Annotated in this window: 12 protein-coding genes; all 12 read left to right on the forward strand. The window is 39.3% G+C overall.

Annotation, left to right across the window (positions count from 1 at the left end; genetic code table 11):
- Positions 1 to 78 precede the first annotated feature (78 nt).
- The 12 genes from MKP09_RS07660 (at position 79) to MKP09_RS07710 (ending at position 15,482) form a co-directional block, all read left to right on the forward strand.
- Complete coding sequence (locus MKP09_RS07660) at positions 79 to 3,021, forward strand: SusC/RagA family TonB-linked outer membrane protein (RefSeq protein ID WP_240827150.1); 2,943 nt, start codon at positions 79 to 81, stop codon at positions 3,019 to 3,021.
- 18 nt (positions 3,022 to 3,039) lie between these two features.
- Complete coding sequence (locus tag MKP09_RS07665) at positions 3,040 to 3,492, forward strand: RagB/SusD family nutrient uptake outer membrane protein (RefSeq protein WP_240827151.1); 453 nt, start codon at positions 3,040 to 3,042, stop codon at positions 3,490 to 3,492.
- Entirely contained in the window at positions 3,489 to 4,451 is a 963-nt protein-coding gene (locus MKP09_RS07670) for a RagB/SusD family nutrient uptake outer membrane protein (RefSeq protein WP_262915157.1), read from the forward strand. The genes MKP09_RS07665 and MKP09_RS07670 overlap by 4 nt, the downstream gene beginning before the upstream one ends.
- A gap of 44 nt (positions 4,452 to 4,495) precedes the next feature.
- A complete protein-coding gene (locus MKP09_RS25660) occupies positions 4,496 to 4,741 on the forward strand; it encodes a RagB/SusD family nutrient uptake outer membrane protein (protein ID WP_262915158.1) in 246 nt (81 codons plus the stop codon).
- A gap of 204 nt (positions 4,742 to 4,945) precedes the next feature.
- Entirely contained in the window at positions 4,946 to 6,340 is a 1,395-nt protein-coding gene (locus tag MKP09_RS07675) for a glycoside hydrolase family 140 protein (RefSeq protein WP_240827152.1), read from the forward strand.
- A gap of 199 nt (positions 6,341 to 6,539) precedes the next feature.
- Entirely contained in the window at positions 6,540 to 6,977 is a 438-nt protein-coding gene (locus MKP09_RS07680; RefSeq protein ID WP_240827153.1) for a glycoside hydrolase family protein, read from the forward strand.
- Positions 6,919 to 7,455, forward strand: coding sequence for a glycoside hydrolase family protein (locus MKP09_RS07685; RefSeq protein WP_240827154.1), 537 nt, complete (start codon positions 6,919 to 6,921; stop codon positions 7,453 to 7,455). Before MKP09_RS07680 ends, MKP09_RS07685 begins: the two co-directional genes overlap by 59 nt.
- A gap of 12 nt (positions 7,456 to 7,467) precedes the next feature.
- On the forward strand, positions 7,468 to 9,306 hold the full coding sequence (locus MKP09_RS07690; protein ID WP_240827155.1) for an exo-alpha-sialidase: 1,839 nt from the start codon (positions 7,468 to 7,470) through the stop codon (positions 9,304 to 9,306).
- A 52-nt stretch (positions 9,307 to 9,358) separates the two neighbouring features.
- Entirely contained in the window at positions 9,359 to 9,733 is a 375-nt protein-coding gene (locus MKP09_RS07695; protein ID WP_240827156.1) for a carboxypeptidase-like regulatory domain-containing protein, read from the forward strand.
- Positions 9,730 to 12,552 (forward strand): SusC/RagA family TonB-linked outer membrane protein, encoded by a 2,823-nt coding sequence (locus MKP09_RS07700; RefSeq protein ID WP_240827157.1) that lies wholly within the window; start codon positions 9,730 to 9,732, stop codon positions 12,550 to 12,552. The genes MKP09_RS07695 and MKP09_RS07700 overlap by 4 nt, the downstream gene beginning before the upstream one ends.
- 20 nt (positions 12,553 to 12,572) lie before the next feature.
- The gene (locus tag MKP09_RS07705) at positions 12,573 to 14,030 is read left to right on the forward strand and encodes a RagB/SusD family nutrient uptake outer membrane protein (protein WP_240827158.1); all 1,458 of its coding nucleotides are present in this window, start codon (positions 12,573 to 12,575) and stop codon (positions 14,028 to 14,030) included.
- A 45-nt stretch (positions 14,031 to 14,075) separates the two neighbouring features.
- Positions 14,076 to 15,482, forward strand: coding sequence for an L-fucose/L-arabinose isomerase family protein (locus MKP09_RS07710; protein ID WP_240827159.1), 1,407 nt, complete (start codon positions 14,076 to 14,078; stop codon positions 15,480 to 15,482).
- Positions 15,483 to 15,559: the final 77 nt, after the last annotated feature.

Genomic DNA, 15,559 nt, shown 5'->3' on the forward strand with positions numbered 1-15,559 from the left:
CAAATAAATCTGTTGATTCATTTTTTCATTAATAATTGTAATTAATATGAGACCTCTTGCCATTTCAAAAAAATGTTAATGCTTCTATTGTTATGCTGCAGCATCAACGCTATGGCCCAAAACCGGCCAGTTACAGGAAGAATATTGGATAAGTTCACCGGACAATCGCTCGGCAATGCGACGATTCTGGTAAAGGGTACCAATCAAAATATTCCGGTAGCGGAAGATGGGTCCTTTTCTTTAAACGTGAATGATACAGCCACGGTACTTGTAATAAGTTATGTCGGCTACGGAACCCAGGAAATTAGTGTTGGTAGTCAGACGGAATTAACGATACTGCTCAGCAATTCAGAAGCCAGCCTTGATGACGTTGTCGTAATTGGTTATGGTGCTGTCAAAAAGCGGGATCTTACAGGAAGTGTAGTTTCAATAAAAGGCGGTGAAGCTACAAAGGTTCCTGTATCCAGTCCGATAGAAGCACTTCAGGGCAAAATTCCTGGTGCGGATATTTATCGAAATAATGGTTATGCTGGTGGGACTCCCAACATACGCATACGCGGAACACGTTCTATCGGTAACCCTAACAGCTCAAATAATGTGCTTTATATTATTGACGGGATTCAGTATGCAAACATGGCTGACATCAACCCGAATGATATTCAGTCTATCGAGGTTTTGAAAGACGGGTCGTCTACTGCTATATATGGCTCGCGTGGTGCCAACGGTGTTATTATTATCACAACAAAGAAGGGCGCATCTGGCAAACCTAAAATTTCGGTTAATTCATATGCTGGTATTACTGAGCGCACAAATTATGGTAAAGCACAAAATGCAGAACAATTCATAGCATTTCGACGGGAGGCCTACCGGGCTGATGGCAGATGGAATAGTCCTGCCGATGATGCCACTGCATTTACTACGCGTGAACTTGAAGCCATAAATAATCAACAATACATCGATTGGATGGACCTGATATTTCACCAGGGCCTTCAACAGGATCATCAGGTAAGTGTGAGTGCGGGAGGTGAAAAAACAAAAATTTATTTTTCAGGAGGATACTTTGATGAGAAGGGTGTATTAAAAAATGATCGTTTTAAAAGATATTCTACACGACTGAATGTTGATCAAAAATTGACTGATTGGTTAACTGCCGGCACTAATTTATCTTTTGCTCATATTGATAATGATATACGTCGCGACCCTTTCAATCTTGCATTTAAAGCCCTTCCATTAGGTGTTCCGTACGATTCAGTAGGTAATGTCGTTTCGCTACCAGTGGGTGGCACAGAAAGAAGTCCATTACTCGACGATCAGCCGGGTGAGTGGTATCAGAATCGGAAGACAAACAGGTTTAGCGGTGCCCTTTATCTTGACATACATCCCTTTAAAGACTTTACCTGGCGTTCAACTTTCTCAACTGTACAAGAGAGCTCCATATTAGGCAACTTTTATGGAAAGAACTCAATAAATGGTGGTGGCGCAAATTCGCAATCGTCTATTACCAACAACCAGGTAAGTAATATCAATTGGGAAAATGTTCTTACTTATAAAAAGTCTATCGCAGACCATGATTTAACAGTAACTGGTGTAACAGCATACCAGCAAAATATTTCAACAATTCAATCAATGAGCGGCCGGAACCAATTATTTCCAGGTCAGCTTACTTGGAATATGGCTGCTGCCAATCAGAATATGGCAATGAGCAGTAACTATTCCAGGTGGAACCTGCTTTCATTTGCCGGAAGGATAAATTATAGTTACAAAGGAAAATACCTGGCAACTGTTACGGGCCGTACTGACGGCTCTTCGAAATTAGCACCGGGTAATCAATGGGGTTTTTTCCCATCGGCAGCTGTGGCATGGCGTATTTCAGACGAAAATTTTATGCAGAGCCAGAAGATATTTGATGATCTGAAATTAAGAGTAAGTTATGGTGTTTCTGGAAATGATGTTGTCCCTCCTTACGGAACACAAAGTAATTTGTCCGTTGTTCAGTTTGCTTACGGAGATGTGCTGGCATCCAGTTATGTTATTAATCCACTCATCGCAAACCCTGACTTGAGATGGGAACGTACTAAAACGATTGATTTAGGATTAGATTTCACTTTGTTAAAAAACAGACTATCAGGTGCGGTTGATTATTATAACGCGCTTACCTATGATTTAATCACTGAAAATGTGTTGCCAACTTCAACGGGAGTAAGTACTATCAATATGAATTTTGGTCAAACACGTAATCAGGGTATTGAGGTGAGCCTTACAGGTAATATTATTCAGGGGCCAGATTTTAAATGGTCTTCCACACTAAGCTATGCGAAAAATAGAGAAAGGATCATAAGTCTTCCCAATGGAAATGTGTACGCATCGGACTACAGGAGAAGTTTCATTATCGGAGAATCGCCAACAATATTCTATGATTATGTAAAACTGGGTATCTGGCAATCGAATGAAGAGGCGGAAGCTGCAAAGTATGGCGACAGGCCCGGAGATATCAAAGTGGCCGACCTTAACAATGATGGAAAGATTACACCTGATGCCGACCGGACAATAATTGGAACAGCAGTACCGAAATGGTCTGGTGGATTAAACAATGATTTTAGTTTCAAAGGATTTGATTTGAATGTTTTATTGACAGCGAGGATTGGCCAATGGATGACATCAGATTATTTTGCGAAGTACTATCGAAACGCTTCTCAGAATGGCGCTGTATTCGATTACTGGACACCCGAGAATCCTACAAATGCTTACCCACGACCGAGTGTAGCAAGATCATTGAAGTACATTACAACACTGACAGAAGCAGACAACTCTTATATGAAGTTGAGGAATGTAACATTGGGGTACAACTTCTCAAAATCCTTTTTAAACAAGTATAAAGTTGACAATGTACGTTTATACGTTTCTGGTAAAAATCTATGGTATTGGTCTAAAGCTAGTAAAGAGGTTGACCCGGAAAGCGAGGGAATAGTTGATCAACCGTTGAATAAATTGGTTGTTGTAGGCCTTAACGTAAGTTTTTAATTATTAAAATTAGCGAAAATGAAACTCAATATATTTAAGTTTATTATAACTGGAACATTCCTCATCACAATAGTATCTTGTACTAAAAGACTGGAAGAATATAATCCTTCAGGTGCTACTACAGATGGATTGTTAACCACGCCTGAAGGATTCGAAACAGCTATTAATGGTGCATATAGTTACAACAGAAGTTTCTATGGAAAGGAAGAAGGCGAAGCTTTATTCGAAGCCGGTACCGATATATGGGCGCCTTCTGGTAAGATAGGAAACACTTCTATTGCAGGTGTAATTCCTAATACACCTCTAACAACTTATAATGGTATTCTTTCTGATAATCCGTGGATCCATACCAATTTGTGGCAGCCATGTTATGCCGGTATCAATCTTTGCAATACAGCATTAAGTTATATTGATCAGGCGCAGTTGGCCCCAACGCGTCGTTCAAGCGCCGAAGCAGAACTACGTTTTTGAGAGGATGGTATTATTTCCTGCTTGCACAAACGTACGGCCCAACACACTTTACATTGGAGCCCACTGTTGGTATGGTTACAACGGCAAATAAAACACCGGTCGAACAGATATATGACCAGGTTGTTACCGATTTACGTTTTGCAGCAGATAATCTTCCTAATACACAAAGTGAGTATGGCCGGATAACAAAGCCCGGTGCATTGGCAATATTGTCCAAAGTATTATTAACAAAAGGCGATTATCAGGAAGCCAGTAATATCGCTAATATGGTTATTAATAGCTTTGGGCTTAGTTTATTACCAGGCTATGGAAACTTATGGACGATGGCGAACGAGAGAAACAGCGAAGTTTTATGGGCCGTTAACTATGCAAATAATGTTGCGTTAAATGCTGGTAGTAATGTATTACATAGTATGTTCCTGATGGCTTATTCTGATTTGCCTGGAATGACTATTGATGTAAACAATGGCCTTCCTGAAGGACGTTGGATACCAACTTTATTTTACTTAAATCTTTTTGATGAAGCGAATGATAGCCGATTTGATGCTACTTTCAAACAGGCATGGATTGCAAACAATGCAGCAACACTACCGAAATGGACTACTTCAGAGGCGGCGCAAAATCCAGCTCTTGCTGGTTTAGTTGGCCAAAACAAATTTGCTGTTGGTGATACCGCTATTTATTTAAGTAAATATTCTATTAATAATTCTGAGCAGAATTATTCCATTCGGTATCGTTATAAAACCTATGATATAGACGATTTATATAATAGCAATGGAACAATAAAAAATATCAATCAGTATTTTTCTCTTAGGAAATTCGATGATCCAACACGTGCCACCGCCATGGAAAAACAAAGTGCGCGCAACGCAAATGTTATTCGATTGGGTGAAGTATATCTGATCGCTGCGGAAGCTCAGGTTAGGCTTGGAAAAGCTGACTCCGCTGCCTTTTTGTAAACAAAGTTAGAACAAGAGCTGCTAAACAAGGGAAAGAGGCGGATATGCAAGTGGCGGCATCGGCAGTAACGCTTGACTATATTTTGGATGAACGAGCAAGAGAATTGGGTGGAGAACAAATGCGTTGGTTTGATTTGAAACGAGCGGGAAAATTGATAGAACGTGTAAAGGCGCATAACCCCGATATTGCCGCAAATATGCAAAGCTTTCATATATTAAGACCAATACCTTTAGCACAATTAAATGCTATTACAAATAAAAGTGAATTCACTCAAAACGACGGGTACTAAATATTAAAACAATTTCTAACGAGAGGCTGGGATGGAATAAATTTCCATCTTGATGGAAATAATTGTTAAATATACTTTTATCCACTCTTCTGCGTTATTTTAGAACAACAATATCTGTTGATTAACGGACGTGGGATGCCATTTTGATGTTGAATTTTATAAACGAAGTAAATTTTAGCTTGCTCAATTGACACTATAGTTATTATGAAACGATTATTTGTATTGCTTTATCTGTTTATTTTTTTGTTGAAATCTGCAGCAGCGCAGCAATCAACTCCGTGGCTAAAGATTTCAGACAACAAACGTTACTTTCAAACTGAAGATGGTAAGCCGTTTTTTTGGTTGGGTGATACTGGCTGGTTGTTGTTTGTAAAATGCAGCCGTGAAGATGTATTAAAGTATCTGGATGCGCGCCAACAGCAAGGGTTTAATGTGGTACAAGTAATGACGCTGCATACACTTGGCGCAAAAACTGTATATGGAGACTATGCTCTAAAAGACGGAGATATAAGCCAACCCATCACTACCGCTGGTAATAATTTTGATGATAAAACAGCTTATGATTTTTGGGATCACGTGGATTTTGTAATACAAGAAGCGGCAAAGCGCGGTATTTATATGGCGCTTGTTCCGGTTTGGGGTTCGGCTGCTAAAGATGAAAAAGTAACAGCAAGCAGGGCAGAACAGTATGCTAAATTTTTGGCAGAAAGATTTAGTAAATACAGTAACATCATCTGGTTAAATGGCGGAGATATTGAAGGTTCTGCACGCCCTGAAATTTGGGAAGCGCTTGGAACTACAATAAAGAAATATGATCCGAAACATTTAATGACCTATCATCCCAGAGGGCGCTACTCATCTACCGATTGGTTTCATAATAAAAAGTGGCTTGACTTCAACATGTTTCAAAGCGGGCATAGAACTTATGCTCAGGATACCAGCCTTAAAGAAAAACATCGCCACGGCGAAGACAATTGGAAGTATGTGATTACAGACTATAATATGAAACCAACGAAACCAGTTTTGGATGGCGAACCATCTTACGAAAATATTCCTTATGGTTTGCACGACAGCCTGCAACCGCGCTGGAAAGATGCGGATGTGCGCAGATATGGCTACTGGAGCGTGTTTGCGGGAGGTGCTGGTTACACTTATGGCGAAAATGCGATTATGCAGTTTAACACAATGGGCGATTCGGATGCCAACTTCGGAGTGTTCAATAACTGGAAGCAAACTATAAATGCTCCGGGCGCACTTCAAATGCAATATCTGAAAAACCTGATGTTGAAGTACAGTTATTTTGATCGCAAACCTGCACAGGAAATAATTGTGGACAATAGTCAAAAACGTTATAATTATATTTTAGCTACCAAAGGCAAAGACTATGCGATGGCTTACACCTACACGGGCAGGAATTTTAAAGTGAACACAGCTAAGCTGGGCTTTAAGTTATCCAAAGCAAAATGGTATAGTCCGGTAAATGGAACAGAGCAAAGTATTTCATTAAAAGCTAAGACAGGAATTGTAAGTTTTAATCCTCCAGGTGAAATGAAGAATGGCAACGACTGGGTGCTTGTATTGGAGGGAGAGAGAAGTTGACGAGTGATACGATCTGACGGTCTCCGTCTGACCGATTATTGAGAATGGTTAAATTGTCAATAATTAATAGACTGTGGTTGATGGACATTGCGTTGTCTAAATTGGATGCCATTTGTACATCTGTACAAGCGATCCGCCAGCTGGCGGAAAGATCGATGCCATATATTCTTCGGCTGATATAAAAAGTAAAAACAAGATTTTGAAAAAGAATATTGCCATACTGATTATTTTGTTTGTAACAGTTTCCTGTTCTAACAAAGCGTATTTATTTACATCTTTTCATGAGCCTGCTGATGCGGGTTTGCGTATGTTATATAGTTACGACGGGTATCATTGGACGGACTTCGACACTGTTTTTTTGAAACCTGAAGTGGGAACTCAAAAAGTAATGAGAGATCCTTCAATGGTACAAGGGCCTGATGGAACTTTCCATTTAGTGTGGACGACAAGTTGGCAAAAGGATAAAGGTTTTGGTACGGCTTCATCAAAAGATCTGATTCATTGGACTGAACAAAAACATGTGCCGGTTATGGAACATGAAGCTGGCGCGTTAAATGCATGGGCTCCTGAATTGTTTTATGATGATGTTGAAAAGCAGTACATCATTATTTGGGCTACAACCATTCGGCCGTTTTGAAAGGGGTATTGAGCCTGACAGCAACAACCATCGCCTGTATTCCACAACTACTAAAGATTTCAAGTCTTTTACCCCTGCCAAACTTTACCTCGATCCCAAATTTAGCGTGATAGATGCGCAGATTGTAAAAAGAAAAGCAGGTGATTATGTTTTGATATTAAAAGATAATACCAGGCCGGAGCGAAATGTAAAAGTAGCATTTGGCACATCGGCTATGGGCCCCTGGAAAAATATTTCTAAACCATTTACGGAAAACTTTACCGAAGGGCCGAATACGGTTAAAGTAAAAGATAGTTGGTTAATCTATTTTGATGCCTACCGTAAGAAAACTTACGAGGCTGTGGCAACAAAAGATTTTGTTCATTTTGAAAATATAAATGATAAGATTCATATACCAGAAGGACATAAACATGGAACTATAGTTCCGGTTAAGAAAGCATTTGTAAAAAAGTTGCTTAAACAGTTAGATAAAAAATAACAATAGTAAGACATGAAGTATATTGGCAATTTAATCGTATTATTTTTCTTATCTGCAACAACACTATTGGCGCAGGATACAGCTCGTTATATTGGTGAAACATTATCCAATGTTGATTACCACCATGGCCAGCTTACACCCGCAGTTGGTGTGCATAATATTCAGGTGTTTCGAGCTAATCGCGAACATCCCGAATGGGCGGGAGGCATGAACTGGACTTATAACCATCAACCCATGCTTTGTTATTGGAACAACACTTTCTATATGCACTTTCTAAGTAATCCTGTTGGTGAACATATAGCTCCGGGTGCTACCTATTTATTTACTTCTAAAGATGGATACAATTGGTCGAAACCAATTGATCTTTTTCCTATTTACAAAATTCCTGATGGATTTAAAAAGAAGGAAGATACAGCCATCGCTAAAAATGCAGATGCCGTGATGCACCAGCGCATGGGCTTTTATGTAGCAAAGAATAATAAGTTGCTGGCTTTGGGTTATTACGGAATTGCGTTATATCCAAAGGACGATCCTAATGATGGAAATGGCATAGGCCGCGTTGTGCGTGAGATAAAGGCTGACGGAAGTTTTGGACCTATTTATTTTATTCGCTACAATCACGATTTTAATGAAAAAAATACAAGCTATCCTTTTTATAAAAAATCAAAAGATAAAGACTTTGTTTTTGCATGTGATGAACTTTTGGCACAGCCGCTTCAAATGCAGCAGTGGGTGGAAGAAGCAGATAGAAATGATCCATTGATTCCATTAAAAAAAGAGTTGAAGGCGTTTAACTATTACCATTTGCCAAATGGAAAAGTGGTTGGGTTCTGGAAAAATGCATTAACAAGTGTTTCAGAAAATGGAGGCAAAAGCTGGCAGTACAGCCCGTTGCGAGCACCGGGTTTTGTAAATTCAAATGCAAAAATCTGGGGACAAAAAACGAGTGATGGAAAGTATATGACGGTTTATAATCCTTCTGAATTTAGATGGCCATTGGCATTGTCGGTAAGTGATGATGGATTGAACTATAAAAACCTGTTGTTAGTAAACGGTGAAATTACTTCTATGCGTTATGGTGGTAATTATAAATCTTACGGGCCTCAATATGTACGCGGCATACAGGAAATGAATGGAAATCCGCCCGATAAAAATGCATGGGTTTCTTATAGCGTTAACAAAGAAGATATGTGGGTGGCGAAAATTCCTGTACCGGTAAAAAGTAGCGTTGATAAGCCAGTTGCTGATGATTTCAATTTTTTAAAAGATGGTGAAGAACTAAATAAATGGAATATCTACAGTCCGCTATGGGCACCAGTTTCAATCGTTAAAGAGAATGGTGAAAAATATTTGTCTTTAAAAGATTTTGATCCTTTTGATTTAGCCAAGGCTGAAAGAATTATTCCGGAGGCCTCTAACGTAAAAATTGAATTTAGCGTTACACCGAAACAATCTGCAAACGGCAGACTTGATATTGAAGTACAGGACGCCAGAAATACACCATGTTTGCGGATTTCATTTGATTCTATCGGAAATATTATAACTAAGGCAGGCTACCGCGATAAAGGACTTACAAAATACGAAACAGGTAAACGTTACGATTTTGTAATTGAATTAAATACTGCTACTCGTCTTTACACCATTTCTATTAATGGCAGCGAACCCAATCGAAATATCATTTTTGCTCCGATTCACAATGTGCATCATGTTACTTTCAGAACTGGTGGTGTAAGACGTTTTCCAAATGCTGATACGCCAACGGATCAGATGTACGATCTGCCAAATGCGGGTGAGAAAGATAAGGAAGCCGCTTTTTTGATCGATTACTTAAAAACAAATAAACTGAATTGATAATGAAGACAGATTTTTTCGATGGTTAAATATTAATCTTTAAATAACGGCTATGTTGCACAAACGATTTCTTGCTATTCTGCTTTGCCTGATTTTTGGTTATCTATCGAGCTTTGCTCAAGCAAGATTGATTACCGGGCGTGTAACTGATGACGCCACCAACGAACCTATACAAGGAGCAAACATCACGCTTTCCGGAACAAATCTTTCCGTTCAGTCAGATGCTGGTGGAAATTTTACAATTGAAGCCGATTTGGGTTCTGTATTAAAATATTCCTATGTAGGATATGAGTCCGGAGAAATAAACGTTTCCAGAAGCACAGTTGAAATCCGGTTGAAAAAATCAGCGAGCAACCTTGAGCAGGTAATTGTGGTTGGTTATGGTACGCAAAAGAAAAAAGCTATTACCGGCGCTATTCTTCAGTGAGCTATGATCAGTTTAAAGATCGTTCTTTTGCCAATGTTGCACAGTCATTGGAAGGCGCTATTGCTGGTGTAAATATTTCTACAGCGCAGGGTGCGCCTGGTTTTGGACCAACAATAAAAATAAGAGGAACCAGCTCGATCACTGCGGGTACTACGCCTTTATATGTGGTTGATGGTATGGCGCTTGAGAATTTTGATTTGAATCTGATTAATCCGCAGGACATACAATCAGTAGAAATTTTAAAGGATGCTGCATCTTCTGCCATCTACGGTTCACGTGGCGCCAGTGGTGTTATATTAGTAACAACTAAATTGGGCAAGGCAGGCAAGCCATCAGTGAATGTAACATACGAACATGGCATTAGTAAGGTTACCCGAAAAGTGGATATGATGGATGCCCAGCAGTGGATTCAATATTATATTGACGCGAAAAATAATTCGTGGATTGCATTGGATCCTGTTAATAATAAAGCAACTGATGATAATGCTACACGAACTGCCAGATCCGGATCTGCTGCAAGAAATTATCTGATACCTCCTGATTTTATTTCGGACCCTGGCCAGTTTGGTGCTGGTACAGATTGGCAGGATGTAATGTTTAGAACAGCGCATACAAATAATCTATTGCTTTCTTTAAGCGGTGGAACTGACAAAACTAGTTATCTTTTTTCTGCTGGTTATTTAGACCAGGATGCAGTACTGATTGGCAATTTTTATAAGAGACTTAGTTTACGCACCAACATCCGGCAAAAAATTTCAGACAAAGTTACTGCCGGGCTTAATCTTTCCTTTATTGGTGCTCATGACCGCACTGACGGAACGACTGGTAAAAGTGATGTGGTGAGTTTAGGTATTCAAAGCGATCCTATCTTTCCTGAATATAATGAAAATGGGAATCTTGGATATTTAGATCCAAATTCTGTGTGGAACCGATTTACAGGCTATGAAGTGCAACTTTGGAATCCGCACTCTTTAATAGATTATGCCGACAAGCTTAATAAAAACTACAATACGTTAGCTAATCTATATCTGGAATATCAGCCAATAAAAGATCTTACTTTAAAAGGAACGCTTAATGGAAATTTGAATAATATAAACTATAGTTCGTATTGGACATCTGGTCAAGGTTACGGTTATTCTTTTGTGCTTCCTGCTTCAGGCTCTGTAAGAAATTTTACAGCGTTTAACTGGCTTTCAGAATTGATTGCTACTTATAATAAGACAATTGGTGATCACAATTTTGGTTTAGTTGCAGGATACAGCGCACAAAAGCAGCGTTATGATTCGACAAGTCTTAATGGGTCGGAATATCCTAATGATCTTGTGAAAACAATTAATGCGGCTGGTGTTGTAACCAAAGGTCCTTGGAATGGTTCGAGCGAATGGTCGCTGCTTTCTATGTTAGGCAGGTTAAGCTATGGTTATAAAAACAAGTATTTTTTTAATGCAACGATTCGTCGTGATGGCAGTTCAAGGTTTGGGCCGAATAGTAAATGGGGCTTGTTTCCTTCTGCATCTGCAGCATGGGTTATATCGGATGAGAACTTTATGCAGAACCAGGAATTTGTTAATAACCTAAAGCTAAGAGTGAGTTATGGTAAAACCGGTAACAACCTTATTCCGAATTATGGTTCTGTTCCTTTATTAGGCTCTTCAAGATACTCGAATGGAACGGGTGCGCTAAATGGTTTGGGTGTAATATCATTAGGTAACTCTGATCTTGAATGGGAAAAGACAGATCAGTACAATATTGGTATTGATCTCGCAATGCTTAATAACAGGATCAATATAACACTGGATGCCTATAAGTCAGTAACTAAAGATATGTTGCTAAATGTTCCCGTTCCTGCATACACCGGTTTTGTTACACAGTTAACAAATATTGGAAGTATGCAAAATGTTGGCGCAGAGTTCATGATTTCGAGTAAAAATATTGTTTCCGACTTTAAATGGAATACAGATTTTAATATATCATTTAACAGAAATAAAGTACTCAAATTAGGTGGCAACAACGCACCCATAGAAATAGACGAATGGGGGTACTTTGTAACTGAAGTGGGACAGCCATTAGCTAATTATAAAGGCTACATTTTTGACGGTGTATATAACAACCAGGCACAGGCCGACGCTTCTGCTCATTATGCTGGCGCTGCTCCCGGAGATCCAATTATCAGAGATGTAAATAACGACGGAGCGATAACATCAGCGGACCGTACCATTTTGGGAAATTCTCAACCTGATTTTTCAGCAGGCATTGTCAATACAGTTTCTTATAAGGGAGTAGAGTTTTCGTTTATGTTTCAGGGTGTTTTTGGAAATGAAATATGGAATCAACAAACACGGTTCAGTAAGTTCTGGAATGCAAGTCGTAATTCCTATGCTATTTCAAATGATTATTGGCGATCAGAACAGGATCCTGGTAACGGCCAGATATTTAAACCTTATGCAATATATCCGGCAACAACACAAGGAAAGGCGGCTTATATCCAGGGCTATTCCAATTATTGGATGGAAGACGGAACCTTTGTAAGGCTGAAGAACATTCGCTTATCTTATACTATCCCGGCAAAAATCACGGCTCGTACGCCTTTTCGTAATGCGAGGGTTTATGTAAATGCAGAAAACGTTTATGTGTGGAGTGATTATGTTGGGTTTGATCCACAAAACAGTACGTATTCGGTAGGGGCTAATACAGTTGCTGCGCTGCCAGGACAAAATGGAGGTAATGTTAGTAATCCGCCGGGCTTAATGTTAGGCGCGGATTATGGAGCTTACCCAATTCCAACAACAGTGACATTTGGTGTAAAAATGGATTTTTAGATCATCAAAATTTACAAGAAATGAAAATTTCATATATACGATATTGTCTGTCTTTTTTAATTGTTGCTTTTGTTGCATCTGGTTGCGGCAAGTCTTTTCTTGAACTGGCGCCGCTTTCAAACAGTAATGTCAATAATTTCTTTAAAACAAAGGCGGATTTTAATCTTGCGGTTAACAGTGCCTATAGCACGCTTTATACGATCTATGCACCAAAAGGCTCCATGTCGTTTACCGGCGAGTTAATGTCTGACAATACTACTGTTTCGATACTTGCAATCTCCGGCTCTTTTACAATTGTAGACCAGCAGGCATTTAGCGATTATTCAATTGCATCAACTAATACCGGAGCCTATAATTTTTGGGTAGATCATTACACATCTTTGTATCAACCAAATATAATTCTGCAAAAATTAGGCGAAGTTGATTTGGGAGATGTTGCTTACGAAAGTATGATTGAAGGTGAAATGAGATTCCTCAGAGCCTTATATTATTTTAATCTTGTTCAACTGTTTGGTGATGTACCATTGGTTACAACACCTGTTCAAGGTAGTGCTGCATACGATATTGGACGCTCACCAAAGGCTGAAGTATATGCGCAAATTATAAATGATCTTCAGTTTGCTGGAACGAATCTTCCGAATCCGGGAAGCGAGCCTGCAAAAGGCCGTGCAACAAAAGGAGCTGCTAAAACCTTATTAGGAAAAGTTTATTTAACCATGGGTGATAAATCTTCGGCTGCTACCATATTACAGGAAGTATATACAGCTTACAATGTAAACACCTATGATCTGCTGCCCAGTTTTCAATCACTTTGGGGTAATACAACTGCTTTTAAAAATACCAAAGAATCCATTTTTGAAATACAATATCTTGGTGGTGTTGGTAATCCATACAATAGTTTGTGGACGGCTTTTCAGCCCTTTGAAAACAGGGTTTTTTTGGGTCAGGCTGGTGGAATGAATATGGTGACAGAAGATCTATATGATGAATATGAAGCAGGCGATGCGCGCAGAGATATTTCTTTTTATACTGGTTATACCAAAGATGGAGTTTTTGTACCTGCAAAATTTAATAAGAAGTGGGTTGACTTAACGGCGCCATTAGATGGAGCTCAGCAGGCAGCCAATAATAATTTTATGATACTGCGATATGCGGACTTATTATTATTGCTTACCGAAGCCACAGACGATGCTCAATACATGAACAAAGTAAGAGCAAGAGCTGGCCTGCCTTTGTTTGGGACACCTGGTTATCCATCTGCAAAGTATCCAACATTGGAACTTGCATTGGAGCATGAGCGGAGAATGGAATTTGCGCTGGAATTTCAACGTTGGTTCGACTTGAAACGTACAGGAAGAGCAGTTGCTGTGTTGAGCGCAAAAGGGAAAGATGTGAATCAAAATAAATTGTTATTGCCCATTCCGCAATATGCAATAGATCAAAATCCAAATTTAAAACCTCAAAATCCAGGCTATTAATTTTTTATAACTCTCGATAGAAGCTTAAGTAAAACTATTTTCATTATGTCTAAATCAACTCTCGGAATTATTATAGGTAACAGGGATTTTTTTCCTGACAGACTGGTTGCTGAAGCCAGAATCGAATTGATCGATTATTTAAAGGGACTGGATATTACCCCGATCATGTTAAGTGATGCGGATTCCAAATTAGGCGGCGTTGAAACCTTTGCAGAAGCACAAAAGTGCGCGGCATTATTTCGTGAACATCGTGATCAGATCGATGGCGTCTTAGTTGTCTTGCCCAATTTCGGTGATGAAAAAGGTGTTGCTGAAACCTTAAAGCTGGCAGAGTTAAATGTGCCTGTTTTAATTCAGGCCTATCCTGACGATTTAAATAAACTGGATGTTGTAAACAGAAGAGATGCCTGGTGCGGTAAGATTTCTGTTTGCAATAACCTATATCAGTATGGGATAAAATATACACTTACAAGCAGGCATGTAAGCCGTTTGCAGGATGATGATTTTAAAAAAGATCTCTTGAATTTTGTCGCGGTTTGTCGTGTAGTAAAGGGATTACGCAAAGTACGTATTGGTGCAGTAGGTGCAAGGCCGACAGCTTTCAATACCGTTCGTTATAGCGAAAAAATATTACAACGAAATGGTATTTCGGTAACAACAGTTGACCTGTCTGAAATTTTGGGTAATGCAAATAAACTAACCGGCAACGATCAATCCGTAAAAGACAAGCTTGAAAAAATTCATGCTTATACTTCTGTTGGTAAAACTCCAAATGATAAACTCATTCAAATTGCAAAGCTTGATGTAGTGCTTGAAGAATTTATGCAAGCCAACGCCCTGGATTGTACAGCTATTCAGTGCTGGACTTCCTTGCAGCAAAACTATGGTTGTAATGTTTGTACAAGTATGAGCATGATGAGTGAGAATATGCTACCAAGCGCTTGTGAGGTAGATGTAACGGGCACTTTAAGCATGTATGCGATGCAACTGGCAAGTGGATCACCAAGTGCTTTGGTAGACTGGAATAATAATTATTCAGATGATGATACCAAATGTGTATTATTTCATTGCGGCAACTGGGCCAAATCTTTCCTGCCAGATATTAGTATAAGTACAGCACCAATTTTGGGAACAACGGTTGGGACTGATAATACTTATGGCGCTTTAGATGGCCGCACACCGGCAATGCCGCTTACTTATGGACGTATCAGCACTGATGATTGCAAAGGTGTCATCAAAGCTTATGTGGGAGAAGGAGAGTTGACGGACGATGAATTGAAAACCTTTGGTAACAGGGCTGTAGCACAGATCAACGATTTGCAAGGCTTGATGAAACATGTATGCCGCAACGGTTTCGAGCATCATGTGGTGATGAATGCCAGCAAAACAGCAGGTATTTTAAAAGAAGCAATGGTGAATTATTTGGGTTGGGAAACTTATGTACACGGATAGTCAATGGTGAATAGTGAATAGGCAATAGTTCATTGATAATTTGTCATTCACGTTTAGTGCTTCTCAACCCTTCATTC

Source organism: Paraniabella ginsengisoli, assembly GCF_022513635.1.
GTDB classification, from domain to species: Bacteria; Bacteroidota; Bacteroidia; order Chitinophagales; family Chitinophagaceae; genus Niabella; species Niabella ginsengisoli.